This window comes from Lapillicoccus sp. (assembly GCF_036559105.1).
Classification (GTDB): Bacteria; Actinomycetota; Actinomycetes; order Actinomycetales; family Dermatophilaceae; genus Lapillicoccus.
In genome coordinates this window covers 26964-52600 of the sequence record NZ_DATBTV010000077.1, presented here as the reverse complement: position 1 = coordinate 52600, position 25637 = coordinate 26964, and the positions used below count along the sequence as shown (strand labels likewise).

The 25637-nt window shown below is 72.5% G+C and carries 26 protein-coding genes; 8 read left to right on the top strand and 18 right to left on the bottom strand.

From position 1 onward, the window contains the following. The 5 genes from ftsY to VIG79_RS09925 form a co-directional block, all read right to left on the bottom strand. Entirely contained in the window at positions 1 to 1230 is a 1230-nt protein-coding gene (gene ftsY / locus VIG79_RS09945; protein ID WP_331885100.1) for a signal recognition particle-docking protein FtsY, read from the bottom strand. Between the two features lie 136 nt (positions 1231 to 1366). Continuing rightward, complete coding sequence (locus VIG79_RS09940) at positions 1367 to 1516, bottom strand: hypothetical protein (protein ID WP_331885098.1); 150 nt, start codon at positions 1514 to 1516, stop codon at positions 1367 to 1369. A gap of 138 nt (positions 1517 to 1654) precedes the next feature. After that, positions 1655 to 5239, bottom strand: a complete 3585-nt coding sequence (gene smc / locus VIG79_RS09935) for a chromosome segregation protein SMC (protein WP_331885096.1) — start codon at positions 5237 to 5239, stop codon at positions 1655 to 1657. Positions 5240 to 5362: 123 nt separating this feature from the next. Further along, positions 5363 to 5659, bottom strand: coding sequence for a chorismate mutase (locus VIG79_RS09930; RefSeq protein WP_331885094.1), 297 nt, complete (start codon positions 5657 to 5659; stop codon positions 5363 to 5365). Positions 5660 to 5675: 16 nt separating this feature from the next. Further along, a complete protein-coding gene (locus VIG79_RS09925) occupies positions 5676 to 5969 on the bottom strand; it encodes an acylphosphatase (protein WP_331885092.1) in 294 nt (97 codons plus the stop codon). 114 nt (positions 5970 to 6083) lie between these two features. Between VIG79_RS09925 and VIG79_RS09920 the strand changes: the two genes are divergently transcribed. Together VIG79_RS09920 and VIG79_RS09915 are read left to right on the top strand one after the other, a co-directional pair. Then, positions 6084 to 8060: an acyltransferase family protein gene (locus VIG79_RS09920; RefSeq protein ID WP_331885090.1), complete on the top strand. Its 1977-nt coding sequence runs from the start codon at positions 6084 to 6086 to the stop codon at positions 8058 to 8060. 46 nt (positions 8061 to 8106) lie between these two features. Further along, a complete protein-coding gene (locus VIG79_RS09915; protein WP_331885088.1) occupies positions 8107 to 8280 on the top strand; it encodes a hypothetical protein in 174 nt (57 codons plus the stop codon). Positions 8281 to 8299: 19 nt separating this feature from the next. Here VIG79_RS09915 and VIG79_RS09910 read toward each other — a convergent pair whose 3' ends face one another. Further along, entirely contained in the window at positions 8300 to 10225 is a 1926-nt protein-coding gene (locus tag VIG79_RS09910; RefSeq protein ID WP_331885086.1) for a M3 family metallopeptidase, read from the bottom strand. Between the two features lie 59 nt (positions 10226 to 10284). Here VIG79_RS09910 and VIG79_RS09905 point away from each other — a divergent pair, with 59 nt between their 5' ends. Beyond that, entirely contained in the window at positions 10285 to 10881 is a 597-nt protein-coding gene (locus VIG79_RS09905; protein WP_331885084.1) for a dihydrofolate reductase family protein, read from the top strand. After that, positions 10881 to 11258 (top strand): cupin domain-containing protein, encoded by a 378-nt coding sequence (locus tag VIG79_RS09900; RefSeq protein ID WP_331885082.1) that lies wholly within the window; start codon positions 10881 to 10883, stop codon positions 11256 to 11258. The genes VIG79_RS09905 and VIG79_RS09900 overlap by 1 nt, the downstream gene beginning before the upstream one ends. Positions 11259 to 11322: 64 nt before the next feature. On the opposite strand, the gene mutM is transcribed toward VIG79_RS09900, so the two are convergent. The 8 genes from mutM to VIG79_RS09860 all read right to left on the bottom strand — a co-directional run bounded on the left by mutM (position 11323) and on the right by VIG79_RS09860 (position 19122). Next, positions 11323 to 12201 (bottom strand): bifunctional DNA-formamidopyrimidine glycosylase/DNA-(apurinic or apyrimidinic site) lyase, encoded by an 879-nt coding sequence (gene mutM / locus VIG79_RS09895; RefSeq protein ID WP_331885080.1) that lies wholly within the window; start codon positions 12199 to 12201, stop codon positions 11323 to 11325. Between the two features lie 42 nt (positions 12202 to 12243). Then, on the bottom strand, positions 12244 to 13002 hold the full coding sequence (gene rnc / locus VIG79_RS09890) for a ribonuclease III (protein ID WP_331885078.1): 759 nt from the start codon (positions 13000 to 13002) through the stop codon (positions 12244 to 12246). Positions 13003 to 13024: 22 nt separating this feature from the next. Continuing rightward, the gene (gene rpmF, locus VIG79_RS09885) at positions 13025 to 13219 is read right to left on the bottom strand and encodes a 50S ribosomal protein L32 (protein ID WP_331885076.1); all 195 of its coding nucleotides are present in this window, start codon (positions 13217 to 13219) and stop codon (positions 13025 to 13027) included. A gap of 1 nt (position 13220) precedes the next feature. Beyond that, on the bottom strand, positions 13221 to 13826 hold the full coding sequence (locus tag VIG79_RS09880) for a DUF177 domain-containing protein (protein ID WP_331885074.1): 606 nt from the start codon (positions 13824 to 13826) through the stop codon (positions 13221 to 13223). Positions 13827 to 13908: 82 nt separating this feature from the next. Beyond that, entirely contained in the window at positions 13909 to 14400 is a 492-nt protein-coding gene (coaD, locus tag VIG79_RS09875) for a pantetheine-phosphate adenylyltransferase (RefSeq protein WP_331885072.1), read from the bottom strand. Between the two features lie 160 nt (positions 14401 to 14560). After that, a complete protein-coding gene (gene rsmD, locus VIG79_RS09870) occupies positions 14561 to 15142 on the bottom strand; it encodes a 16S rRNA (guanine(966)-N(2))-methyltransferase RsmD (protein ID WP_331885070.1) in 582 nt (193 codons plus the stop codon). A gap of 16 nt (positions 15143 to 15158) precedes the next feature. Next, the gene (locus tag VIG79_RS09865) at positions 15159 to 17423 is read right to left on the bottom strand and encodes an ATP-dependent DNA helicase RecG (protein ID WP_331885068.1); all 2265 of its coding nucleotides are present in this window, start codon (positions 17421 to 17423) and stop codon (positions 15159 to 15161) included. 7 nt (positions 17424 to 17430) lie between these two features. Then, positions 17431 to 19122, bottom strand: coding sequence for a DAK2 domain-containing protein (locus VIG79_RS09860; protein WP_331885066.1), 1692 nt, complete (start codon positions 19120 to 19122; stop codon positions 17431 to 17433). A gap of 233 nt (positions 19123 to 19355) precedes the next feature. Between VIG79_RS09860 and rpmB the strand changes: the two genes are divergently transcribed. Next, positions 19356 to 19550: a 50S ribosomal protein L28 gene (gene rpmB / locus VIG79_RS09855; protein ID WP_331885064.1), complete on the top strand. Its 195-nt coding sequence runs from the start codon at positions 19356 to 19358 to the stop codon at positions 19548 to 19550. Positions 19551 to 19676: 126 nt separating this feature from the next. Here the strand turns inward: rpmB and thiL are convergent, their stop codons facing one another. Next, positions 19677 to 20654, bottom strand: coding sequence for a thiamine-phosphate kinase (thiL, locus tag VIG79_RS09850; RefSeq protein ID WP_331885062.1), 978 nt, complete (start codon positions 20652 to 20654; stop codon positions 19677 to 19679). 71 nt (positions 20655 to 20725) lie between these two features. Between thiL and VIG79_RS09845 the strand changes: the two genes are divergently transcribed. Next, on the top strand, positions 20726 to 20959 hold the full coding sequence (locus VIG79_RS09845) for an Lrp/AsnC ligand binding domain-containing protein (RefSeq protein WP_331885060.1): 234 nt from the start codon (positions 20726 to 20728) through the stop codon (positions 20957 to 20959). A 68-nt stretch (positions 20960 to 21027) separates the two neighbouring features. Then, a complete protein-coding gene (locus VIG79_RS09840; protein WP_331885058.1) occupies positions 21028 to 21393 on the top strand; it encodes a DUF3515 family protein in 366 nt (121 codons plus the stop codon). A gap of 82 nt (positions 21394 to 21475) precedes the next feature. Here VIG79_RS09840 and VIG79_RS09835 read toward each other — a convergent pair whose 3' ends face one another. After that, positions 21476 to 22603, bottom strand: coding sequence for a D-alanine--D-alanine ligase family protein (locus VIG79_RS09835; RefSeq protein ID WP_331885056.1), 1128 nt, complete (start codon positions 22601 to 22603; stop codon positions 21476 to 21478). Positions 22604 to 22638: 35 nt separating this feature from the next. Here VIG79_RS09835 and VIG79_RS09830 point away from each other — a divergent pair, with 35 nt between their 5' ends. Then, complete coding sequence (locus VIG79_RS09830) at positions 22639 to 23757, top strand: trans-sulfuration enzyme family protein (protein WP_331885054.1); 1119 nt, start codon at positions 22639 to 22641, stop codon at positions 23755 to 23757. Positions 23758 to 23763: 6 nt separating this feature from the next. On the opposite strand, the gene VIG79_RS09825 is transcribed toward VIG79_RS09830, so the two are convergent. Beyond that, positions 23764 to 24765 (bottom strand): NAD(P)H-dependent glycerol-3-phosphate dehydrogenase, encoded by a 1002-nt coding sequence (locus VIG79_RS09825; RefSeq protein WP_331885052.1) that lies wholly within the window; start codon positions 24763 to 24765, stop codon positions 23764 to 23766. After that, positions 24762 to 25517 (bottom strand): lysophospholipid acyltransferase family protein, encoded by a 756-nt coding sequence (locus VIG79_RS09820; RefSeq protein ID WP_331885050.1) that lies wholly within the window; start codon positions 25515 to 25517, stop codon positions 24762 to 24764. Before VIG79_RS09820 ends, VIG79_RS09825 begins: the two co-directional genes overlap by 4 nt. Positions 25518 to 25637: the final 120 nt, after the last annotated feature.

Below are 25637 nucleotides of genomic sequence, written 5' to 3'. Positions count from 1 at the left end.
TCAGCCGACGATCGCGTCGACGAACGCCTCGGCGTCGAACGGCGCCAGGTCGTCGGGGCCCTCGCCCAGGCCGACCAGCTTGACCGGCACGCCGAGCTGACGCTGCACGGCGACGACGATGCCGCCCTTGGCGGTGCCGTCCAGCTTGGTCAGGACGATCCCGGTGACCTTGACCGCCTCGGAGAACACCTCGGCCTGTCGCAGCCCGTTCTGGCCGGTGGTGGCGTCGAGCACGAGGAGGACCTCGTCGATCGGGCTCTGCTTCTCGATGACCCGCTTCACCTTGCCCAGCTCGTCCATGAGGCCCACCTTGTTGTGCAGGCGGCCGGCGGTGTCGATGATGACGACGTCCGCCTCGATCTCGCCGGCGGCCTTGACCGCGTCGAACGCGACCGCGGCCGGGTCGGCGCCCTCCTTCTCCGAGCGGATCGTGGGTACCCCCACCCGCGCGCCCCACGTCTCGAGCTGGTCGGCTGCGGCGGCGCGGAACGTGTCGGCCGCCCCGAGGATGACGTCGCGGTCCTCCGAGACGAGGACTCGCGCGAGCTTGCCGACGGTGGTCGTCTTGCCGGTCCCGTTGACGCCGACGACGAGGATGACGGCGGGACGGCCGTCGATGCGCGACGAGGCGATCCGACGGTCCATGTCCGGGTCGACGAGGGCCAGCAGGTCGGCCTTGAGCCAGGCCTTGACCTCGGCCTCGCTGGTCGCGCCGGAGCCGTCGACCTTGACCTTGGTGCGCAGCTTGTCGACGAGCTCGGTAGTGGCGTCGACACCGAGGTCGGCCCGGATCAGGGTGTCCTCGACCTCCTCCCACGCCTCCTCGTCGAGGCCGCCGCGGGAAAGCAGGACGAGCAGCGCGTTGCCGATGGCCGAGTTGCTGCGGGCCAGGCGGGCGCGGAGGCGAGCCAGGCGGCCACGGGCCGAGGCCGGCCGCTCGAGGGTCGGCAGCTCCTCGACGAGGACGACGTCGTCGTCCACCTCGGGCTCGGCCGGGCGGGTCGGCGTGGGCGCCGGAAGGGTGTCGACACCCCTACCGTCGGCGTCGCTGTCGAGGTCGGTCGGCGGGGCGGTCGGCGTCGAGGGCTTGGGCGGTGGTGGCGGCGGCGTCAGCTCCTTCTGGCGCGACGACCGCCCGCGAACCAGCCCGACGACGCCCGCCACGAGGACGATGGCGACGATGGCGCAGACGGCAACGATCTCCCAGACCTGGTCGAGCACGGCGCCCATCCTTGCACGGTCCGCGGGACCGACCGGACGCCCGTTCGGGCTCTGAACCCCCGCGAAATCCGGACGTCAGCCGCAGACTCGCCGCACGACTCGACGCACGCCTCGACGCAGTGGCGAGCCGCGTCGCGGCCGGGCGTCAGCGTTTGGTGTGCACCCGCCCGACGACCTCTTCGCCACGGGCCGTCAGCAGCTCGCGACCGTCCTTTCGGGCCTGTGCCGCCACGACACCGACGACCACCATGCCTCCGACGAGGCAGACCAACATGCCGAAGACCAGGGCGAACATGTGACCAGTGTGACGGATGTGACCACGCCGCGAGGCCGCGCCACGCATACCGGACCGGCTGTGACCGAACTGTCACCCACCACCTCAAACCCCACCGGGTCTCAGGTCGGCAACGGGCCGCCGTCGTGCGGTGTTCCCTCAGGCGGAGCGCGCCCCGGCGACCTCGGACATCCGCTGGGACACCACCGTGGTGACACCGTCGCCGCGCATTGTCACGCCGTAGAGCGCGTCGGCGATCTCCATCGTGCGCTTCTGGTGGGTGATGACGATCAGCTGGCTGGAGTCGCGCAGCTCCTCCAGGAGCAGGATCAGCCGGCCGAGGTTGGCGTCGTCCAGCGCGGCCTCCACCTCGTCGAGGATGTAGAACGGCGACGGCCGGGCCGTGAAGATCGAGACCAGCAGGGCCACGGCCACCAGGGACCGCTCGCCACCGGAGAGCAACGAGAGCCGCTTGATCTTCTTGCCCGGCGGCCGCGCCTCGACGTCGAGCCCGGTGGTGAGCATGTTGTCCGGGTCGGTGAGGATCAACCGACCCTCCCCGCCCGGGAACAGCCGGCTGAACACGCGCTCGAACTGCACCGCGACATCGTGGTAGGCCTCGGTGAACACCCGCTCGATCCGCTCGTCGACCTCGCGGATGATGTCGAGCAGGTCGCGCTTGGACCGCTTGAGGTCCTCCAGCTGCGTGGTGAGGAACGTGTGGCGCTCCTCCAGCGCGGTGAACTCCTCCAGCGCGAGGGGGTTGACCCGCCCCAGCGCCGCGAGCCGCCGCTCGCCGCTGCGTAGCCGTTTCTCCTGGGTCTCGCGCACGTAGGCCTGTGGCTCGCCGGGTTCGTCGCTCCCCTCGGCGGGGGCCATGGGCACCAGCTGGTGGGGACCGAACTCCTCGACGAGGGTGGCCGGGTCGACCCCCAGCTCCTCCACGGCCCGCGTCTCCAGCTGCTCGATGCGCAGCCGCTGCTGGGTCCGCGCCACCTCGTCGCGGTGGACGGAGTCGGTCAGCTCGCGCAGCTCGTCCTGGAGCGTGGCGACGTCGCGGCGCAGCACGCCGAGCTCGGCGTCACGCGCGGTGCGGGCCTCCTCGGCGCGGCGGCGGAGGGCATCGGCCCGCTCCGCGGCGCGGGTGACGACTCCGGCGGCGTAGGCGGCGCCCACGCGGACCGCCTCGGCCACCTCCGCCTCCCGCAGGCGGCGCTGCCGCCGGGCCTGGTGCCGGGCCCGGGCCTCGATCTCGGCCACGGCCGCCGCCTCGAGGGCAGTCGCGCGGTCGTGCAGGGCACGGCCGCGCTCCTCGCGGGTGCGCAGTGCGAGACGCAGCTCGGTCTCGTGCGCGCGAGCGGCGGTCGCGGCGGCGTCGAGCCGGTCGCGCTCGTCGGTGCCCACGTCCGCATCGGTGGTGTCCGGCGGCACGCCGGCGGCCTCGTAGCGTTCCGCGAGCGCCGCGTGCTCGGTCCGGTCGCTGTCGAGCGCCGCCTCGGCGGCAGCGATGGCCCGCTCCGTGCGCTCGGCCTCGGACCGCGCGCTGCGTACCGCCACGCCGAGGGCCCCGAGCTTCTCGGCGACCGCCGACATCTTCGCGTCGGAGTCGTGCAGCTGGTCCAGGGCGCCCTCGACGGCGTCGGACGCCTCGGCCACCCGGGTCCGCAGCGAGGCCATGGCGAACCGGGCGCGCTCGCCCCGGCCGGCCGCCTCGGTGACCCGGTCGCGGGCCTCGTCGACGGCGGCCTGGATCTCGATGAGGCTCGGGGCGGCAGCGCTCCCGCCGCGAACCCAGCCGGGCCCGAACACGTCGCCGTCGGGCGTCACCGCGGTCGCCCCGTCGCGAACCAGCCCCGCGACGGCGTCGGCGCTGTCGACGAGGGCCACCCGCTCGAGGAGCCGGTCGACCGCCGGGCGGAGCCGGTCGGAGCACGACACGACGTCGACCGCCCACCGCGCCCCGCGCGGGAGCGACGACCACCCGGACCGCTCCACCGAGCCGGCGGTCTCGGCGACGAGCAGCCCGGCGCGCCCGGCGTCGTCGGAGCGCAGCCGGTCCACCGCCGCGGCGGCGCCGGCCAGCGTGTCGACGGCGAGCGCGTCGCCGGCCCAGCCCAGGGCGGCGGCGACCGCGACCTCGTGGCCGGCCTCGACCTGCACGAGCGAGGCGACCGAACCGGCGATCGTATGCGTGTCGTCCCCGGCCGCCAGCAACGCGGCCGCCCCGTCCTTGCGACGCAGGCTCATGTCGAGCGCGTCCACGCGGGCCGTGAAGGACTGACGGTCGCGTTCCGCGGACCGCTCGGCCTCCTGGAGCTCCTCGAGCTCGGCCTGGAGCCGGTCGAGGTGGGCGGCGGCGTGCTCGTAGCCCGCGTCGAGGTCCTCCTCGCCGGCCTCCTCGGCGGCGATCGACGACTCCAGCGCGGCGAACTCGCGCTCGGCCTGGGCGGCCCGGGCTCGCGCGGCGGCGACCGTCTCGCGCATCCGGCCGATCTCCCCCTCCGCGGCCTCGATGCGGGAGGCCTTGGCGGCGACCTGGCCGGCGAGCCGGGCCAGGCCCTCGCGACGGTCGGCGACGGCGCGGGCGACGAGGGCGAGGCGCTGCTGCTCCGCCGCGTAGGCCTGCTCGACGTCCGCGCGCTCGGCGACGGCGGCCTCGAGCGCGGCGGTCGCGTCGGCGATCTCGACCACCAGCGCCTCGTGCTGGTGCAGCAGCTCCGCCGCCTGGCGACGCAGCTCCTCGGGGTCGCGGCTGGACGCGCCGGACCCGGCGTCGCGGGCCTCGTCGGCGAGGTCCTGGCGCAGCAGGCGAACCCGCTCGGTGGCCAGCGACCCCGTGGCGGTGAGCCGCTCGGTGAGGCGGGCGAGCGCATACCAGCGGTCCTGGGCCTGGGAGATCTCGGGGCGGGCGGCCTCGGCTGCCGACTCGAGCTCGGCGACCCGTGACCCGAGCCCGGTGAGGCCGTCCTCGACCTCGGTGCGCCGCGCGATGAGGGCGGTCTCGTCGGCGACCTCCTGCTCGAGCGTGGAGGTGAGCTGGACCAGGTCGTCGGCGAGGACCCGCAGGCGGGCGTCGCGGACCTCGGCCTGGATGACGGCGGCTTTGCGAGCCGTCTCGGCCTGGCGCCCGAGCGGGCCGAGCTGGCGGCGGATCTCGCCGGTGAGGTCGGTGATCCGGGTGAGGTTGGCCTCCATCGACTCCAGCTTGCGCAGCGCGCGTTCCTTGCGCTTGCGGTGCTTGAGCACGCCGGCGGCCTCCTCGATGAAGCCGCGGCGCTCCTCGGGCGTCGCGCGGAGCACCGCGTCGAGCTGGCCCTGGCCGACGATGACGTGCATCTCGCGGCCGATCCCACTGTCGGAGAGCAGCTCCTGGATGTCGAGCAGGCGGCACGAGGTGCCGTTGATGGCGTACTCCGAGCCACCGCTGCGGAACATCGTCCGCGAGATGGTCACCTCGGTGTAGTCGATCGGCAGGGCGCCGTCGGTGTTGTCGATGGTGAGGGCGACCTCGGCCCGGCCCAGTGGCGGCCGTCCGGCGGTGCCCGCGAAGATGACGTCCTCCATCGAGCCGCCCCGGAGCGACTTGGCACCCTGCTCCCCCATGACCCAGGCGAGCGCGTCGACGACGTTGGACTTGCCGGACCCGTTGGGGCCGACGATGCACGTGATGCCGGGTTCGAGGCGCAGGTGCGTGGCGGACGCGAAGGACTTGAAGCCCTTCATCGTCAGGCTCTTGACGTACACGGGTGCGGGCTCTCCTCGGGTCATGCTCGGGGTCCCGTCACCCTACAAGCGGGGACGCGGAGGCCCGCGGACGTCGCGGGCTCGGTGGTTCGAGGGGCTGATGGGGCAGGTGTGACTGCCTGGTCAGTCCTGACCGGCCTCGGCGATCTGTTCGTGGTGGTGGATGACCTCGGCGATGACGAAGGCGAGGAACTTCTCGGCAAACACCGGGTCCAGCCCGGACTCCTCGGCGAGGGTCCGCAGGCGCGCGACCTGCCGCTCCTCACGGCCGGGGTCGGCGGGCGGCATCCGGAGCCGGGCCTTGAGCTCGCCCACCGTCTGGGTGGCCTTGAACCGCTCGGCCAGCAGGTGGATCAGCGCCGCGTCGATGTTGTCGATGCTGCGACGCAGCTCGACCAGCTCCGGCGGGACCTCGCTCACGCAGGCAGGCTATCGACTACCGCGCGTCGAACGACCCGACGCCCGGCAGGGCGCGCCCCCACTGGGTGACGACCCCGGTCACGGCGCCGGGACGTCCGGACGCCGACGGCTCCTCCTGGAGCAGCGCCATGAGGCGGTCCAGGGCGTCCCCGTCCCCCTGCGCGACCACCTCCACCCGGCCGTCGGGGAGGTTCTTCGCATGGCCCACCAGGCCGAGCTCCCGGGCGCGGGCCCGGGTCCAGAACCGGAACCCCACGCCCTGCACGTCGCCCCGGACGTAGACGGTCACCCGCTCCGTACCCTCCGCCACCGGACCACCCTACGAGGCCGTCCGTAGTGGCGACCGCGTGGCGCCACCGTCCTCCGTCCGGCCCGTCCTACGCTCGCGCGCAGGGGGTCGGACGGGTGAGGAGGCGGTCGCACGGTGTCGACGCTGGAGCGCCCCGCCCGGAGCACGACCACCCCCACGTATGGCGGCACGCCCCCCGCGGCGACGACCCATCTCGACGGCCTCGACGGGCTCCGCGCCCTGGCCATCGGTGCGGTGCTCGTCTACCACCTCGACCCCTCGTGGCTGCCCGGCGGCTTCCTCGGCGTGGACGTCTTCTTCGTCGTCTCCGGGTTCCTCATCACCACCCTGCTCCAGCGCGAGGCTCTCGCTCACGGCCGGATCGCGTTCGGCCGGTTCTGGACCCGGCGAGCCCGGCGCCTGATCCCCGCTCTCGTCGTCTGCGTCGTGCTCAGCACCCTCGCCGCGAGGGTGGCGCACCACGACCTGGTCGTGCACATCGGGCGGCAGATCCTCGGCGCCCTGACCTTCTCGACCAACTGGGTCGAGACGGCAGCCGGGTCGAGCTACTTCGACCAGACCGCGCCGCAGCTGTTCATGAACTTCTGGTCGCTGGCCGTGGAGGAGCAGTTCTACCTCCTCTGGCCCCTGGTCGTGGCGGCGGTCATGACGGCGACGCTGCTACGCGGTCGGCGCGTGGCGGTCGGCCTGGGCGTGTCGCTCGGCGTCGCCCTGCTGTCCACCGCGCTGATGGCCCTCCTGTACGTCCCCGGCGAGGACGCCACCCGGGTCTACTACGGCACCGACACGCACGTCATGGGGCTGATGCTCGGTGCGGCGCTCGCGTTCGTCTGGTCCTCCTCCTGGCGGACCCGGTATGCGTCGGTCTGGCTCGCGGTGCGCCGGCCGGTCCTCGGGGTGGCACTGGTCACGCTGGCCGCGCTGCTGTGGCTGCTCCGCGAGGACTCGCCACTGACCTACCGCGGCGGCCTGGTGCTCGGCTGCGTCGCCACGGTCGTGCTCGTCGCGGCGCTGCTGCCCGTCCGGGCCGCGACCGGAGCCTCCTCGCCGAGCGACCCGCATACCGAGTCCTCCGATTCGTCCGAGCCGGAGTCTCGGTGGCGCACCCTGATGAGCGCCGAGCCCGTGACGTGGATCGGACGTCGGTCCTACGGCATCTACCTCTGGCACTGGCCGGTCATCGTCATCATCGGGCAGGAGATGCGGACGGAGCCCGGCACGTTCCAGTACGTCGTCAGCGCGATCTGGTGCGTCATCGTCACGATCGCGCTCGCCGATCTGTCGTACCGGTTCGTCGAGGCACCGATCCGGGTGTGGGGCTTCCGGGACTGTGGGCGGATGGTCTGGAGCGCGGTGCGGTTCGACACGTCATGGGTGCCGCGGGTCGCGGTCGGAGCGGCGGTCGCGCTCGTCGTGACGAGTCTGGTCGTCGTCGCGACGGCTCCCACCCGCAGCGACACGGAGCAGCTCATCGCCGACAACGCCGCGGGTCCGGCCGCCGCTCCGGCCCCCGCCCCCGCAGCGTCGGCGGCCCCCGCGCCCGCCGGACCCGCGCAGGACTGGTCCATGCCCGCCGGCGACCAGATCGACGTCTTCGGCGACTCCCTCATCGCGACGACCCGTGGCGCCATCGACTACTACTTTCCCGGTGTCCGGCAGGACGCGAAGTCCAACCGGCGGTGGAGCGACGGGCTCGCGGCGGTCACGGCCCGCGGCGTCGACACCCGGCGCGCGGTGGTGCTCGCGTTCGGGACCAACGCCGGCGTCACCGAGGCCACCGTGGTGCAGACCCTCGACGCCCTCGGTCCGGACCGGATGGTCGTCCTGGTCAACCTCTACGACCCGCACTCGACGTTCATCGACGAGTCCAACGCCACCCTCGGCCGGGTCGCCTCGACCCGGCCGAACGTCATCGTCGCCGACTGGAACACCGCGATCCGGGCGAACCTCGGTCTGCTGCAGGCCGACAAGGTCCACCCCGGCATCCCCGGCGCACACCTGTTCGCCAAGACGGTCCGCGCCGCACTGGCCGAGCTGAGCACGCGCCACACCGGCCAACCCGTCGTCCTCAAGGAGCTGAAGGGCCCGTGACGGCCCGCCCGTGTATCGGCACCGACCGCTTCGGGCTCCTCCCCGCATGAACCTCGACGTGATCCAGGACCTGCCGGCTGCCCGGCCCGAGGCATACCGCGAGCACGTGCAGTGGCTCACCTGCACGTCGTGCGCCGTCGCGTGGATCGGGATGTGGTCGCAGGAGGCGTGCTGGTGCTGCGAGCGCGCCGACGACGTGCGGCTGCGCTGGGCGGCCTAGTCTCCCCGACCGGGGCCGGCTACTCCGCCAACCAGGCCGCGTACGCGTCGAACGTGTAGGGCCGGCCGAGGAAGTCGGCGACGAGGTCGGCGGCGTCGCGCTGCCCACCCTGGGCGAGCAGTCGGTCGCGGTAGCGGCCGGCGACCTCGGGGTCGAACATGTTGTCGCGGTCGAACGCGCTGAACATGTCCTTGGCGATGACCAGCGACCACATGTACGTGTAGTAGCCCGAGCCGTAGCCCTCGAGGTGGCCGAACGAGGCCGGCATGTGGGTCCCCTCGATGTAGGGGAACAGGCTGTAGCGGCTCTGCAGCTCCCGCGTCCGCTCGGTGAGGTCGTCCGGGATGTCGACGTGGAACCAGTACGACATCGACGCGTAGAACATCTGGGTGCGCGCGTTGTAGCCCTTGCCGAAGTCGTCGGCCCGACGCATCCGGGCGACGAGGGCGTCGGGGATCTCCTCGCCGGCCGCGTTGCGCGCGAAGGTGCGGAGCACGTCGGCGTCCCACGCCCACTCCTCGAGCATCTGGCTCGGCGCCTCGACGAAGTCCCACTCGGTCGCGACGCCGGAGAAGCGCACCCACTCGCCGCGACCGGCGAGCACGTGGTGGACCAGGTGGCCGAACTCGTGGAACAGCGTCGTGACGTCCGAGTGCTCCATCAGGCCGCGCGGGAAGTTGCAGACGAGGGTGCCCTCGGCGAGCTGCCGACCGGCCAGTCCCCGCACCAGGTCGAACTGCGCCGCGTGCTTGAACTTTCCCTCGCGGGGGTGGAGGTCGAGGTAGATCCGGCCGAGGTGCTCGTTGGTGTCGGTGAGGAACACGTCGTACGCGGCGACCGCCTCGTCCCAGACCACGGCGTCCTCGGCGGGACGGTAGGTCAGCCCGAACAGCCGGCCCGTGACGTCGAGGAGGCCGCGGCGTACCGCCGTGAAGTCGAAGTAGGTGCGCACCTGCTGGGCGTCGACGTCGAGCTGCTCTCGCCGGACCGCCTCGGCGTAGAACGCCAGGTCCGACGCGTCGATCGTCTCGGCGTCGGGGTAGTCCTGCCGCATCCGGTCGAGGACCACGTTCCGGTCGCGCTCCCCGGACTCGAGCGCGGCGACGGCGATCCGGTCGATGAACTCCGGGATCGCCGCGCCCTCCTTGATCATCTTGACCTCGGCGTCGTAGTCCGCCCAGTCGCGGTAGCCGAGGAGGTGCGCGTGCTCGCGGCGGATCTCGAAGAGCTCCGTGAGCAGTGCGTCGTTGGCCGGCCACGCACGGTTCAGGAACTCCATCCGCAGCGCCCGCCGGGTGTCGCGGTCGCGCCCGTAGGTCGAGAACGGGACGACGTCGGGGTAGTCGGTGGTCAGGGTGACGAAGCCGTCCTCGTCGACGACGTGCGCGTCGATCCAGTCCTGCGGCATCCCGTCGAGCTTGTCGGGCGTGACCTTGATGCTGCGGACGTCGTCGCGGATGTTCTTGCTGAACTCCTGGCCGACGAGGATCGCCCGCTCCGACAGCTCCTTGACCCGGGTGCGGGTGGCGTCGTCCTTGTCGACGCCACCACGGTGGAAGTCGAGCAGCGTCTTGTCGAGCAGCCGCTGCGCCGTCGCGTCCAGACCGGAACCGTCGACCGCCGCGAACACCTCGTAGAGGTCGCGGTCCAGGCTCAGGTCGGTGTCGAGCTTCTGGACCTCCTGCATCGCCGACTCGCCCCGCGATCGGACGGTCTCGAGGGGGTGGACCTCGCTGAACAGGGACGCCACGGACGCGACATTGCCGATCGCGACGCTGACGTCGTTCCACCGGTTGAGCAGGTCGGTCGCGTCGGCGGGCCGATCGGCCTTGATGCCGGCGACCAGCTCCCGGGCGCGGTCGAGGTCGGCGCGAGCCCGAGAGTCCAGCCACTCCTCGGCGTCGGCGGGGGCGGGCAGGGTCAGGGGGTTCAGCGGCTCCGTCACGCAGAGGATGCTAACCGCCGGGTACGCCCTGGGGTTCCGGTCGCTCCTAGGCTGGCGGTATGCGGACGATCACGGTCGTGGAGAACCTCTCGTTGGACGGGGTCATGCAGGCCCCCGGCCGAGAGGACGAGGACGAGCGCGGCGGGTTCACCTACGGAGGCTGGGCGTCCCGGATGCTGGCCGACCACCCCGAGGTGGTCCAGGCGAGCCTGGGCGACAGCGCGTCCGGCACGGAGATGCTCTTCGGCCGGCGCACCTACCTCGATCTGGTCGGCCACTGGCTGTCGACGCCGGACCCCAACCCGTTCACCGAGATCCTGCGCAGCACCAGGAAGTACGTCGCCTCGCGCTCGCTGACCGAGCCGCTCCCGCATCCCACGTCGACGCTGCTGGCCGGCGACGCCGTCGCCGCAGTACGGACGCTTCGCGCCGACGGCGAGGGGCAGCTGGTGGTCCTGGGCAGTGGCGACCTGGTGCGCCAGCTGGCCGCGGCGGGACTCGTGGACGAGTACCAGCTGACCATCCTTCCCGTTGTCCTCGGCGTCGGTACGCGGCTGTTCGGCGACACGCACACCGAGCTCGAACCCATCCGCACCCAGGCCTTCGAGAGCGGCGCGGTCGTCGCCCGCTACCGCGTCGCCGGACGGGGCCGTTGATGACGGGCGTCGTCGACCTGCACGAGCGGCTGTCGCTGTTCTCGGAGCACTGGAGCCCCAAGGTGGTGGCCCGCCTCAACGACTACGCCGTCAAGGTGGTCAAGCTCAAGGGGGAGTTCGTCTGGCACTGCCATCCGGAGACCGACGAGCTGTTCCTGGTCGTCGAGGGGACACTGGTCATCCAGCTGCGCGACGGCAGTGGAGAGCGGCACGTCACGCTCGGCCCCGGACAGCTCTACGTCGTCCCCCAGGGCGTGGAGCACCGTCCGGTCGCCGACGGCGATGTGAGCGTCGTGCTGGTGGAGCCGGAGAACACCGTGAACACCGGAGACGCCGGCGGGCCGCTCACCGCCGTGCCGGAGGACCTGACGAGGTGAGCGCCGTTTTCGACAGTGGTGCCCTGGCGCCCAGGGAAGGGGGCGCTGTACCGCCCGTGCTGAGTCAGAGCCGGCCCGTCCGTGGGCGCGGCTGACATCGGGGGCAGGAGTAGGACGAGCGGTTCATGAACGCCTCGCGCCGGATCGGCGTCCCGCAGCGGCGGCACGGCCGGCCCTCCTGACCATAGGCGTCGAGCGACCGGTCGAAGTAGCCCGAGGACCCGTTGACGTTGACGTAGAGCGCGTCGAAGCTGGTCCCCCCCTGGCCGAGGGCCTCGACCATGACCTCGCGGGCGTGGCCCAGCAGCCGGTGGAGCGCGGGCTTGGTGAGCCGGTCGGCGGGGCGCTCACCGTGGATCGCGGCCCGCCACAGGGCCTCGTCGGCGTAGATGTTGCCGATGCCGCTGACCAGCGACTGGTCGAGGAGACAGCGCTTGACCCCGCTGCTGCGGGCCTTCATCCGGGCCACGACCGCGGGCTCGTCCCACGCGGCCTCGAGCGGGTCGGGGGCGATGTGGGCGATCGGCTCCGGGATGCCGTCACCCGTCGACCAGTCGAGCTCCGCGAGGGCCACGCCGCCGAAGGTCCGCTGGTCGACGAACCGCAGCTCGGTCTCCCGGTCCTCGAACCGGAACCGGGCGTGGAGGTGCTTCTCGTCGGGGGCGTCCGGCGGCTGTACGAGCAGCTGGCCACTCATGCCCAGGTGCATCAGCAGACCCATGTCGTGTTCGTCCGGGGCCTCGAGGACCAGCCAGAGGTACTTGCCGCGCCGACGGGCCTGGACAACGAGCGACCCCTCGACCCGAGCGGCGAGATCGGCGGCTCCGGGCAGGTGCCGTCGCACCACGCGGGCCCCCTGGAACTCCGCTGACGTGATCCGTCGCCCGACGACGTAGGCGTCGAGGCCGCGACGGACCGTCTCGACCTCGGGGAGCTCAGGCATACCGGAGCTCGGCGGGACCGGGCATCCGCACCGGTCGGTACGTCACGTGACCTTGGGCTCGAGGGCCGGGATGGGGCGGCGGCGCTCGTCGAGGGCGGCCCAGGCCTGCTCGGCGGCGCGCTGCTCGGCCTCCTTCTTGCTCCGGCCGGTGCCGCGTCCCAGGACCTCGGCGCCGACGACCGCGCTGGCCACGAACTCCTTCTCGTGGTCCGGTCCGGACTCGTCGACGCGGTACTCGGGCGTGCCGAGGGCGGCCTGTGCCGCCAGCTCCTGGAGGCTGGTCTTCCAGTCGAGGCCGGCCCCGAGGGACGCCGACTGGGTCATCAGCGGGTCGAAGAGGTGGTGGACGAACACGCCCGCCGCGGTGATCCCGCCCGAGAGGTGGATCGTCCCGATCAGCGCCTCCATCGTGTCCGCAAGGATCGAGGCCTTGTTGCGGCCGCCCGTCGCCTCCTCGCCGCGTCCGAGGAAGACGTACTCACCGAGCCCGATGGTGCGGGCGACCTCCGCGAGGGCGCGCATGTTGACCACGGCCGCGCGCAGCTTGGCCAGCTGGCCCTCGGGAAGGTCCGGGTGCGTCCGGTACAGCGTGTCGGTGACGACGAGGCCGAGCACCGAGTCGCCGAGGAACTCGAGGCGCTCGTTGTTGGGCAGACCGCCGTGCTCGTACGCGTACGAGCGGTGCGTGAGGGCGCGCACGAGCAGCGCCTCGTCGACCTGCTCACCGACCACCTCGGCGAGGTAGTCGACCAGCGCGCCGACGGGGCGCGGGAACGTGCTGCTCGGAGCCGGCGACGTCACGAGGTCACCTGAGTGACGCCAGTCAGCCCTGGTGCTCGGTGCGCTCGGCGGTGGCGTAGTGACGACCCTGGTACGTGCCGCACGACGGGCACGCCACGTGCGGCTGCGTCGGGTTGCCGCACTGGGGGCAGGTCGTCAGGGCGACCGGAGCCGCCTTCCAGTTCGCTCGACGCGAACGGGTGTTGGAACGCGAGGTCTTCCGCTTCGGGACGGCCACGTCATGTCCTCTTCTCTGGGTTCATCTCTGGTGTCGTACCGGGCTGCTCGGTGAACACGCCGGTCAGGGCGGCCCACCGCGGGTCGATCGTGTCGTGGTGATGGTCGGGGTCCTCCGCGAGCAGGGCTCCACACTCGGAGCACAGCCCGGGGCAGTCGTCCCGGCACACCGGTTGGAACGGCAGTGATGGCACCACTGCATCCCGGATCACGGGCTCGAGGTCGATCAGATCTCCCTCGAGCACGCGCACGACGTCCTCGTCGGCCCCGTTCGCGTCGGCACCCACCTCGTGGTGGTGTGCCGCCCGATCGGCGTAAGCGAACAGCTCCTGGAAGGACGCGTCCACCGGGTAGGTGGCCGGCTCCAGGCACCGCACGCAAGCCCCGGTCGCCGTGGCTCGGACCGAACCGCTCACGAGGATCCCTTCGACCACCGACTCCAGACGGATCTCCAGGTCCAGCGGGTCTCCCGCGGGGATGGCGATGACGTCGGTCCCGATGGTCTCGGGAGCCTCCACTCTCCGGGTGAGCTCCTGCATGGTGCCCGGCCGCCGATTGAGCTCCCGAGTGTCGAGGACCATCGGGTTCTGGGCGTTGAGGCGCGGCATGAGTTTTCTCGGAGAGGTCGAAGGTTCGGTCGTCGTCCACGCACGGACGAAGACCGACTGACCAGATTACCGGAGCCGCAGGTCAGGGCCCAAATTGGCGGGTCATCGCGGCGAGGACGGCGTCCGGGACGAGGCCCGTGACGTCGCCGCCGTACCTCGCGACCTCCTTGACCAGTGAGCTCGACACGTGGTCGAACCGGGGGTCGCCGGGCAGGAACACCGTCTCGATGCCGGTCAGGTGCTTGTTCATCCGGGCCATCGGCAGCTCGTAGGCGAAGTCGGTGCCGCCCCTGAGGCCCTTGACGACGGCCGACGCGCCGAGCTCGCGGCAGACGTCGACGAGCAGCCGGTCCGCGAAGGCCTCGACGCGCAGGTTCGGGACGTCGGTGAGCGACTCCTCCAGGAGGCTCAGGCGTTCCTCGATCGCGAACGTCCCCCGCTTGGCCGGGTTGTAGAGCACGGCGACGACGATCTCGTCGAAGAGCGTGGCGGCGCGGGCGACGACGTCGACGTGCCCGTTGGTCACGGGGTCGTACGACCCGGGGCAGACCGCCCGACGCACCTCGCTGGCCACCCGCGAACGGTACCAACGGCGCCACACCTGGTGCCGCCCCGCCGTCCACCCCACTCCCGCCGAGAGGTCGACTTCGGCCGCTCAGAAGGCGCCGATAACCGCCGAAGCTGGCCTCTCGGCGGGACCGGAGCACGGGAAAGTCGCAGCGGTATGCGCCGGGTCAGGCCACCGCGTCGGGGCCGGCGGCGTCGGCGAACCACATCCGGGTCTCGCCGTAGCGACGCTCCCCGGCCGGTGCGAGACCCTCGGACCACCGGGGCTCCGGACTGCGCGAGGACCGCTCGACGACGACCAGCGCCTCGCTCGCGAGCCACCCGTGGCCGACCAGCAGCGCCAGCACATCGCCGAGGGCGTCCTCGGACAGGTCGTAGGGCGGGTCCAGGAGGACGAGGTCCACCCGGCCCCCGCCGCCGGGGCCGGCCAGGAGGACCCGCTCCACGGTGTCCTCGCGCACGACGACGCCGGGCAGTCCCACGACCGCCGCGTTCCCCCGAGCGACCTTGGCCGCGTTCCGGTCGGCGTCCACGAGGAGCACCGACCGGGCGCCCCGGCTGGCCGCCTCGAGACCGAGAGCCCCCGAACCCGCGTACAGGTCGAGCACCCGCGCGCCCGACAGGACATCCAAGTGCTCGAGCCGCGAGAACAGGGCCTCACGGACACGGTCGGAGGTGGGCCGGGTCCGCGGGCCGGCCGGCGTCTGCAGGCGACGGCCGCCCGCCACTCCGCTGATGATCCGGGTCACCGTGGGGTCACCGCCGTCAGCCCCGCTCCAGGTAGGCCGCCTGCTCCTCGTCCAGCCGGGCCGCCACGCGAGCCGCCAGGTCGGGGTGGCCGGCCAGGGTCGGGTCGAGGTCCACGACCGCCGTGGCGTCCTCGCGGGCGTCGGCGATGATCTGCGCGTCGTGCGGGTTCCCCATCCGCAGGAACCGCACCGACGAGGCCCGCCCGCTCTGCCGCGCGCCGAGCACGTCTCCCTCCCGGCGCAGCTCGAGGTCGCGTCGGGCCAGCTCAAACCCGTCCGTCGTCCCCGCCACCGCGTCGAGCCGCTCCCGCGCCGGCGTCCCCTCGGGGGCCTCGGTGAGCAGCAGACAGAGCCCGGGGACCCCACCACGGCCGACCCGCCCGCGCAGCTGGTGCAGCTGGGAGATCCCGAACCGGTCCGCGTCCATGACCACCATGACCGAGGCGTTCGCGACGTCGACGCCGACCTCGATCACCGTGGTCGAGACGAGGACGTCGATCTCCCCCGCCGCGAAGGCCCGCATGGTCCGGTCCTTGACATCGGGGTCGAGCCGGCCGTGCAGCACCTCGATCCGCAGTCCCGTGAGCGACGGGACCGCGCGCAGCCGCTCGGCCATGTCGTACACCCCGGTCAGCTCGCGGGACGCGACCTCTCCGGCCGCGCCGGAGGCCCCGTCGTCGTCGGGCGGCGGTTCGACCTCGACGTCATCCGCGGCCGAGGGATCGGCCGGATCGCCGATCTTGGGGCACACGACGTAGGCCTGGTGCCCCTTGCCGACCTCCTCGGCGATCCGCTGCCAGGTCCGCTCCACCCACGCGGGCTTCGACGTCTCCACGACGTGCGTCTGGATCGGCGAGCGCCCCGCCGGAAGCTCACGCAGCGTCGACGTCTCCATGTCGCCGAACACCGTCATCGCCACCGTCCGCGGGATCGGCGTGGCGGTCATGACCAGCAGGTGCGGAGGGGTGCGGCCCTTCTCCCGCAGCGCATCCCGCTGCTCCACCCCGAACCGGTGCTGCTCGTCGACCACCACCAGAGCGAGGTCGTGGAACGCCACGTGCTCCTGGATCAGCGCGTGCGTCCCGACCACGATGCCCGCATCACCGGTCACGGCGTCGTTGAGCGCCGACCGCCGCACCGCCGTCGGCTGAGAGCCGGTCAGCAGCACGACGCGGGTTCCGATGTCGGCGCCGCCGAGCTGACCACCCATCGCCAGGTCGCCGAGCATCGCCGAGATCGAGCGCTGGTGCTGCATGGCGAGCACCTCGGTCGGCGCGAGCAGGGCCGCCTGGCCGCCCGCGTCGATGACCGCCAGCATCGCCCGCAGCGCCACGACAGTCTTGCCCGAACCGACCTCGCCCTGAAGGAGGCGGTGCATCGGTCGGCTGCGGGCCAGCTCCTCGGTCAACGTCTCGCCGATGGCCCGCTGCCCCGCGGTCAGCTCGAACGGCAGCCGAGCGTCGAACGACGCGAGCAGGCCGCCGGCACGAGGCATACGCGCCGTGGCCTCCATCGCCTCGATGCTCTTGCGCCGCTGGGCGAGGATCGCCTGGAGCACGAACGCCTCGTCGTAGCGCAGCCGCTCCACCCCCACCTCGGTGTCGTCCTCCAGCCGCGGCCGGTGCACGAGCTCCAGTGCCGCGCGCCGCCCGAGCAGCCCCCGGCGCTCGCGGACGTCGTCCGGCAGCGGTTCGCGGACGGTCTCCACCGAGTCGAAGGCCAGCTCGACCATGGTCCGGATCTTCAGCGAGCTGACGTTCCCGGTCTCGGAGTAGACCGGGATGCGGTGTTCGCGGTAGTGGTCGAGCCGGCTGACCGTGTCGAGGCGGCCCTCCGGGCCGACGTCCCACCCGTCCAGGTCGGAGCCGAGGATCTCGTACTCCGGATGCGTGAGCTGCCAGCGGCCGTTGAACCGGGACACCGCCCCGACGAAGATCCCGACCACGCCGGGCACGAGCTTCGCCTGGTGGCCCCACGCCTTGAAGAAGGTGAGGTCGATCTGGTTCTGCCCGTCCGTCAGCGTGGCGACGAGCATCTTCTGGCGAGGGCTGCGGCGCAGCGGCTTGGTGACCGCCTTGGCCACCTGCGCCACCACGAGGACGGTCTGGCCCTCGCGCAGCGTCGACATGTCGGTCAGCGTGTTGGTCGCGACGTAGGAGCGCGGCAGGTACTCGAAGAGGTCCCCGACCGTCCGGATCCCCTTGTTCTTCTCCAGGAGCACGGCCGCCTTGGGGCCCGCGACCTTGGCGACCGCCGAGTCCTCGGTGAGCAGCACGGTCACGTCACCGTCACTCGACACCGAGCAGCAGCGGGTAGACCGGCTGCCCGCCGTAGATCTGGGTGACCTCGAGGTCCCGGCGGTGGCGGCGTACGGCAGCGGCGACGTCCTCGCCCAGGGCCGGGGTCGCCTCCTCCCCGGACACGACGGTCAGCAGCTCGCCGCCGCTGGACAGCAGCCGCTCGACGACCTCCGCGCCGACGCGCGTCAGGTCGTCACCGACGATGACGATGTCGCCGTCGACGACGCCGAGGACGTCACCCGGCCGGCACGGACCGCCGGAGGTCAGCGCCTCCTTGGTGGCCACGGTGACGGCGCCGTTGCGGGTGGCGGCCGCCGCGCTGCTCATCGCGAGGACGTTGTCGGCGAACGGTTGCGCCGGGTCGTAGACCGCGAGCGCCGCGATGCCCTGGACCGCGGTCCGGGCGGCCACCACGCGCAGGTCGACGCCCTCCTCGGCGGCCACCTTGGCTGCGGCGTTCGCGGCGAGGAGGGTGTCGCCGTCGTTGGGCAGCAGGATCACGCGACCGGCTCCGGTCGAGCGCACCGCCTCGAGGAACTGGGCCGCGTTGGCCCGCCGCCGGGGCCCGCTCGGGACCACCACCGCCCCGGCCGACCGGAACGTCCCGGCCAGACCCTCGCCGGCCGCGCAGCTCACCACGGCCTGCGCGTCGGAGTCCGGCTGGCGGGTCAGCTGGTCGCGGAAGTGGGTCACCTTGATCCGGTGCGGCCGACCCGCGGCGATGCCGGCCTCGATGGCGGCACCGACGTCGTCGACGTGCACGTGCACGTTGTGCAGGTCGCCGGTCCCGACGACGAGGAGCGAGTCGCCGAGCCCGTCCAGCCGTTCCGTGAGGACCTCGACGGCGTCATCGGTCGTGTCGGAGAGCAGGTACATCACCTCGTATGCCGGTCCGCCGGGATCGAGATCGGTCCCCTGCCGCACGGGGGTCACCGGCTGGGTCCAGCCGGCGCGACGGCGCAACGGGTCGTCGCCCGCGAACGACTCGGCGCCCACGTCGCCGGTCACCACCCGCTCGAGGGACTCCAGCAGCAGCACGTAGCCGGCGCCGCCGGCGTCGACCACACCCGCCTGCGCGAGCCGCGGCAGCTGGTTCGGGGTCTCGGCCAGCGCCGACCGGGCCGCCTCGAGCGCAGCGGAGGAGACCGCGTACAGGTCCTCGCCGTGCTCCTGGACCGCCTGCGTCGCTGCACCGGCGGCCGCCCGCGAGACGCTGAGGATGGTGCCCTCGACGGGGTGGGCGACGCTCGACCAGGCCAGCTCGTCGGCCCGGGTCATCGCGCCGGCGAGTCCGAGGGCGCCGATGCCGGACACCCCCGTGGCCGCCGCCTCGTCGGCGAAGCCGCGGAAGATCTGGCTGAGGATGACGCCGGAGTTGCCTCGCGCGGTGAGCAGCAGGGCGCGGGCGAAGACGTCGGCCTCGGTGGCGAGGTCCTCGTCGTCCATCGGGTGACCCCGTCGGGCACGGTCCTCGTACTCGACGCGAGCGCTGTCGAGGGCCGCGTCGAAGGTGAGGTAGAGGTTCGTGCCGGTGTCGCCGTCCGGGACGGGGAAGACGTTGAGGGCGTCGATCTCGGCGCGGCGGGCGGCGAACGCGGCCCGGGTGACGACCGCCCAGCGGCGCGCTGCGGCGGTGTCGAGGAGCGTGAGGACGTCGCCTCGCACGTCACTGCCCGTCACCGCAGCCCTCGTCTCCTCGCCCCTCGGCCCTCCCGAGCTGGACCGCACGACCCTGGGACGGCAGGCTACTCGTCGGCACCCACCGGGGAGGTCCCAAACCTTCAGCCGGACGGCGGGGCTGTGCGCCGTTTTGGTCGCTCGTGCGCGCTCGGCTACTCTTGACAGGTTGCCCAGCGGCCACGTGCGTCGCGGGCCCCTTTCACTTCGTCTTTCGAGTTACCAGGAGATCCACCGTGGCTGCCAACTGCGATGTCTGCGGCAAGGGACCGTCCTTCGGTCACAACATCTCGCACTCGCACCGTCGTACCAAGCGTCGCTGGAACCCCAACATCCAGCGCGTCCGTACGCTGGTCAACGGCGTGACCCCGAAGCGGCTCAACGTCTGCACCTCGTGCCTCAAGGCCGGCAAGGTCGCGCGCAACGCCTGACCTGCCCTCACGGCATACCGAAGGCCGGCACCCTCACGGGGTGGCCGGCCTTCGTCGCGTCTCTCCCCCGGTTCGTGCTCTCAACCGTCGCGAATTCCGTACCCCAGGCGCACGAACCGCGATCGCTCAGCCGGCGAAGTGGTCCCAGCCGCGCGGCTGCTGCGGTATGCCGTCGAGCGCGACCCCGCTGCCGGCCCGTACGGCGCCGATGACCCGGAAGCCCTCCGGCACCGCCGAGCCGCTGGGGAACGTCGCCAGCAGCGAGTGCTCCTCACCACCGGAGAGCACGCACTCGCGGGCCAGCTCGGCTCCCACCGCAGGCTCGAGACGGGCGACGTCGGCGGCGAGCGAAGCCGAGGCCAGGTCGAGGCGTACCCCGCTCGCCGCCGCCACCCGGGCGGTGTCCCGCAACAGGCCGTCGGAGAGGTCGATCATCGACGTCGCTGCGGCATCGGCCGCAACCGTCCCGAGGCCGATCGGGGGGACCGGTCGGCGGTGCACCGCCACCGCCTGGGGGTCGGCGTCCGGGCGGCCGGTCTGGAGGAGGTGCAGCCCCGCCCCGGACAGCCCGAGCGAACCGGCGACCGTGACCACGTCGCCGATCTGAGCTCCGGAACGGAGCACCGGCCGTCGGCCGTCGAGGGAGCCGAGCGCCGTCACCGAGACGGTCAGCACACCCTCCGGCGCGGAGGACAGGTCGCCGCCCACGACGGGGCAGCCCGCCGGGCCGGTCACGGACGCGAGCCCACGGGCCAGGTCCAGCACCCACTCCACCGCGGTCGACGGGGCCATGACCAGCGTGACGAGCAGGGCGACCGGCCGGGCGCCCATGGCCGCGACGTCGGCGACGTTCTGCGCAGCAACCTTGGCGCCCACGTCCGCGCCCGTCGACCACTCGTCGCGCCAGTCGCGGCCGTGCACGACCGCGTCGGTCGTGGCGACCAGCCCGCCCGCCCCGAGCGCCAGCACCGCCGCGTCGTCGCCGGGCCCGACGGTGACGTCGACGGACCCACCCGCGGCGGCGAGGATCGGGAAGACCATGGCGAGCAGCTCGTCTTCGCCGACCTCGGCCACCGTCCGGCGTGCGTGTTGTCCTGGGCCCATTGAGCGCACGGTAGCGTCCTCCCTGGGCGCACCGCCGCGCCCCCATCGAGCAGCGGAAGAAGGTGTGTCAGGTGGTCCAGGCATACATCCTGATCCAGACCGAGGTCGGCAAGGCCGCGTCCGTCGCCGAGTCGATCGCCGGCATCTCCGGCGTCGCCCTCGCGGAGGACGTCACCGGTCCCTACGACGTCATCGCCCGCGTCGAGGCCAAGACCGTGGACGAGCTGGGCAAGCTCGTCATCGCCAAGATTCAAGACGTGCCGGGGATCACCCGGACCCTCACCTGCACGGTGGTGCACGTCTGAGGGCTGCGCTACTCCTCCTCGCCGGGATCGCGTTGCTCGGAGGCTGCTCCAGGGGCGTCCCGGTCACCGTGCCGGCCAAGGGCGCCGATCCGGTATGCGTCAAGTCCGCCGCCGCGTGGCCGGCCTCGGTGTCCGGCCGCGCGAGCGTCGCCACCGACCCGTCCGATCCCGCGGTCCACGCGTGGGGCGACCCGGCGATCGTCGCGCGGTGCGGCGTCGCGACGCCCGGACCGACCACCGACGACTGCCTGACCGTCAACGGTGTCGACTGGGTGGCGACTCCACTCAGTGATGGGACCCGGTTCGTGACCTACGGGAGGGACCCGGCGCTGGAGGTGCTTATCCCGAAGGGCGACGTCCCCGAGGGCTCACTGCTGCCGGCGTTCACCTCGGCCGCCCAGGCCCTGCCCGAGACCGGCCACCACTGCAGCTGACCATCCCGGCTGGCCCAGTTCGGGCCGCCGACGCACTCACCCCCTCTCGCGGAGCGGCCGGGGGCTTGGGCCAGGCTGGGCGTCAGCGGAGGCCGAGGGGGCGTTCGAGGGCCAGCTGGAGCAGCTCGTCGATGAGCTCGGGGTAGCTGAGGCCGCTGTGCTGCCACGCATACGGGTACATCGACGACGGCGTGAACCCCGGCATGGTGTTGATCTCGTTGAGAATCACCCGGCCGTCGTCGGCGTAGAAGAAGTCCACGCGGGCCAGGCCCTCGCACCCCGCCGCCTCGAACGCCCGAACCGCCAGGTCGGTCATCTCCGCTGCCACCTCGTCCGGCACGTCCGCCGGGCACACCAGCGACACGTCCTCCGCAAGGTACTTCGCCTCGAAGTCGTAGAACGCATGGCTCTGCTCGACGACGACAGCCTCCCCCAGCCGGCTCGGCCGGGGCGGACCGCCGTCGCGCCCACCGAGCACCGCGCACTCGATCTCACGACCGTGGACGCCGGCTTCGACGATCACCTTGGGATCGTGGGCCCGGGCCGCCTCGACCGCCTCCGCCAGCTCCCCGGCCGACGCCACCCGGGAGATTCCGATGCTCGACCCCGACCGCGCCGGCTTGACGAACACCGGGAACCCGAGTGCCGCCACGGCCACCTCGACCTCCACGCGCTCGCACCGCCACTGCCGGTCGGTCACGACCACGTGGTCGACGATCGGCAGCCCCGCCGCCGAGAACACCAGCTTCATGAACGCCTTGTCCATCATCACCGCCGACGACGTGACCCCGGACCCCACGTAGCGCACGTCGGCCAGCTCCAGCAGCCCCTGGATCGTCCCGTCCTCGCCGAATGGCCCGTGCAGCAACGGGAAGACGACGTCCACCTCGCCGAGCTCGCGCGGCGGCCGGCCCGGGTCGAGCACCGTCAACGAGCGCTGGGCCGACCCCAGGGGTACCAGCACGTCGCTGGTCCCGCTCACCTCCGGGACGTGGCCGGGGGCGAGCCGCAACGGCTCCGGGTCGTCGGCCACCAGCACCCACCGACCGTCGGGGGCGATCCCGATCGGCACTATGTCGTACGTGTCCCGGTCGATCGCGGCCAGGACGCTCGCCGCAGTCGAGCAGGACACGGCGTGTTCAGCGGAGCGCCCGCCGAAGACGATGGCGACACGAGTCTTCCGGGAGGAGCCGTCGGACTGGTCACTCACCGGCCAGACCCTATCCCGCCGGTAGCGTGTCGCCGGTGACCGGTAGCACCCCTGAACCCGAGGACGAGACGGCCCACCCCGCAGACCATCTCGCGGGCCTGGCCCCGGCGAGCCTCGTCGTCGCGGCCGGCCGGCCCCCACGCATACCCGGGGCGCCGGTCAACACCCCGGTCGAGCTCTCCGCGACGTATGCCGCGCCGCTCACCGGAACGGGGTACGGCCGCAACGGCAACGCCACCTGGACCGCGCTCGAGGAGGCGGTCGGTGTCCTGGAGCACGGCGACGCCCTCGTGTTCGCCTCAGGGATGGCCGCCGTCGCGGCGGCCATGGCGTTCGTCCCCGCCGGGGGCACGGTCGTGGCACCGCGCAACGCGTACAACATCACCACGGCCCTGCTCGCCGACTACGCGGCCGAGGGTCACACCGTCCGGCACGTCGAGATCGCCGACACCCCAGCGGTCCTCGCCGCCCTCGACGGGGCCGACGTGCTCTGGCTCGAGTCCCCCACCAACCCGACGCTCGAGGTGGCCGACCTCCCCGCTCTGGCCGCGGCGGCCCGTGAGCGCGGGGTTCTCTCCGTCTGCGACAACACCTTCGCGACGCCCCTGCTGCAGCAGCCGCTCGACCTGGGCGTCGACGTCGTCGTCCACTCGGTCACGAAGTACCTCTCCGGCCACTCCGACGTGCTCCTCGGCGTCGCCGTCACGCAGCGCGCGGACCTCTACACGGCGCTCCAGCGCCGCCGCCTGGTCCACGGTGGGATCGCTGGGCCGATGGAGGCATGGCTCGCGCTGCGCGGACTGCGCACCCTCCACGTGCGGTTCGAGCGCCAGTGCGCGAACGCCGTCGAGATCGCCCGCCGCGCCGCGGACCACCCGGCGGTCGACCGGGTTCGCTACCCGGGGTTCGGCGCGATGGTGTCGATCGAGGTTCGCGGTGGTGCGGCCGCCGCGGACGCCGCCGCCGCCGGCTGCCGCCTCTGGCTCGACGCGACCAGCCTCGGTGGTGTGGAGTCGCTGATCGAACGACGCCGCAAGTATGCGGCGGAGTCGCCGACGGTCCCGGAGGGCCTGCTGCGGATGTCGGTCGGCATCGAGGACGTCGACGACCTGTGGCGGGACCTCAGCCAGGCCCTCGACGCCGCATCGGCCTGAGCCGGGTCAGTCCCCCTCGGACTTCAGAGACCGCGTCATCAGCTCCTTGACCATCTGGCGCGGCGTCACCTCGCCCCGGACGACGCCCACGACCGCGCCGACGATCGGCATGTCCACGCCGTGGTCGATGCCGAGCTGGTGGATGGACTCGCAGGACTTCACGCCCTCGGCGGTCTGGCTCGTATGCGCCGCGACCTCGGCCACGCTCATGCCCTGGCCGAGCATCTCGCCGAAGGTCCGGTTGCGCGACAGGTGGGACATGCACGTGGCGATGAGGTCGCCGACGCCGGCCAGGCCCATGAACGTCGCCGGGTCGGCCCCCAGCGCAGACCCCAGGCGCGCCGTCTCGGCCAGCCCGCGGGTGATGAGCGACGCCTTGGAGTTGTCCCCCATCCCCATCCCGGCGGCCATGCCGACGGCCAGCGCCACGACGTTCTTCACCGCCCCGCCGAGCTCGATCCCGATGACGTCGGCGTTGGTGTAGGGCCGGAACCACGGGGTGACGCACGACGTGGCGACGCGTTCCGCGGTCGCCTCGTCCAGACAGGCGACGACGCTGGCCGCCGGCTGGTGCTCGGCGATCTCGCGGGCGAGGTTCGGTCCGGACACGACGACGATCCGATGAGCGTCGACCCGGCCAACCTCCGCGATGACCTCGCTCATCCGCTTCGTCGTGCCGAGCTCGATGCCCTTCATCAGCGAGACGACCGCAGCGTCGGGCGGGAGGAGCGGTGCCCAGCCCTCGAGGTTGCCCCGAAGAGTCTGCGACGGCACCGCGAGGACGACGACCTCGGCCCCGTCGAGCGCCTCCTCGGGGTCGACTGTTGCGCGAATCCCCTGTGGCAGCTCGATTCCCGGCAGGTAGGAGGCGTTGCTCCCGGCGTTGACCTGGTCGACGACCTCCTGGCGGCGGCCCCACATGTGCACCGTCGACCCGGAGTCGGCCATCGTGGCGGCGAAGGCGGTCCCCCAGCTGCCGGTCCCGAGTACCGCGGCTCGCGCGCTCATCGCTTGCCCTTCTTGAAGTTGCCGATGTCGGGCTCGCCCGCTTGTCGGGGGTCATGGCGGATCGCCGGCGCGTGCCCGCCACGGATCCCCTCGAGCAGGTCGGTGATCTCCACCATGATCCGTTCCGTGGCGACCTTGAGCGTGGCCGAGTCGATCGGGCGGTCGTAGAGGTCGCTGAGGTCGACGGCGGGACCGGCGGTCACCCGCATCGTGTGTCTCGGGACGAGGTGGATCCCCTTGCCGTAGGTGGGGATCACCTCCTGCGCGCCCCAGTGAGCGAGGGGGACGACCGGCCTGCGAGTCTGCAGCGCGATGCGGGCGGCGCCGGTCTTGCCGACCATCGGCCAGAGGTCGGGGTCGCGGGTCAGGGTGCCCTCGGGGAAGACGACGATGCACTTGCCCTGCTCGACACCCTCCACGGCGGCCCGGTATGCGTCCGCCGCCCGGCCCGTCTTGCGGTAGACCGGCACCTGGCCCGAGGCGAGGAGCAGCCGTCCGAACACGGGGATCCGGAACACCTCCTCCTTGCCGAGGAAGTACGGCTCACAGCCACTCGCATACAGGAAGTGAGAGACCGAGAAGGGGTCGAAGTAGGAGATGTGGTTCGGAGCGGCGACGAAGCCGCCTTCCGGGGGGAGGTTCTCCCACCCGCTCCACTCTTGCCTGGTCGTGGCCTTGACGAACGGGAGCACCATCGCGGCGGCCGTCCGGTAGGCCGGGTTCAGCCGGCCACGGTGTCGCGCTGGTTCCACAGGACCAGGGGCCTCTCTCTGTCGTGCGCCACGGCGTTCGAGCCGCGCGGGTGCGGTCATCCTCGCTGTCCATCCTCCCCCGTGTCGAGCAGCCTGCCGCGTGGCTGCAAAACTCGACGG

Excerpts from the sequence above, each read along its gene's own strand:
- ftsY (WP_331885100.1), bottom strand. The coding sequence starts at position 1,230 with ATGGGCGCCGTGCTCGACCAGGTCTGGGAGATCGTTGCCGTCTGCGCC.
- VIG79_RS09940 (WP_331885098.1), bottom strand. The coding sequence starts at position 1,516 with ATGTTCGCCCTGGTCTTCGGCATGTTGGTCTGCCTCGTCGGAGGCATG.
- VIG79_RS09915 (WP_331885088.1), top strand. The coding sequence starts at position 8,107 with ATGAACCTCGACGTGATCCAGGACCTGCCGGCTGCCCGGCCCGAGGCA.
- VIG79_RS09905 (WP_331885084.1), top strand. The coding sequence starts at position 10,285 with ATGCGGACGATCACGGTCGTGGAGAACCTCTCGTTGGACGGGGTCATG.
- VIG79_RS09900 (WP_331885082.1), top strand. The coding sequence starts at position 10,881 with ATGACGGGCGTCGTCGACCTGCACGAGCGGCTGTCGCTGTTCTCGGAG.
- mutM (WP_331885080.1), bottom strand. The coding sequence starts at position 12,201 with ATGCCTGAGCTCCCCGAGGTCGAGACGGTCCGTCGCGGCCTCGACGCC.
- VIG79_RS09880 (WP_331885074.1), bottom strand. The coding sequence starts at position 13,826 with ATGCCGCGCCTCAACGCCCAGAACCCGATGGTCCTCGACACTCGGGAG.
- thiL (WP_331885062.1), bottom strand. The coding sequence starts at position 20,654 with ATGGGCCCAGGACAACACGCACGCCGGACGGTGGCCGAGGTCGGCGAA.
- VIG79_RS09825 (WP_331885052.1), bottom strand. The coding sequence starts at position 24,765 with ATGAGCGCGCGAGCCGCGGTACTCGGGACCGGCAGCTGGGGGACCGCC.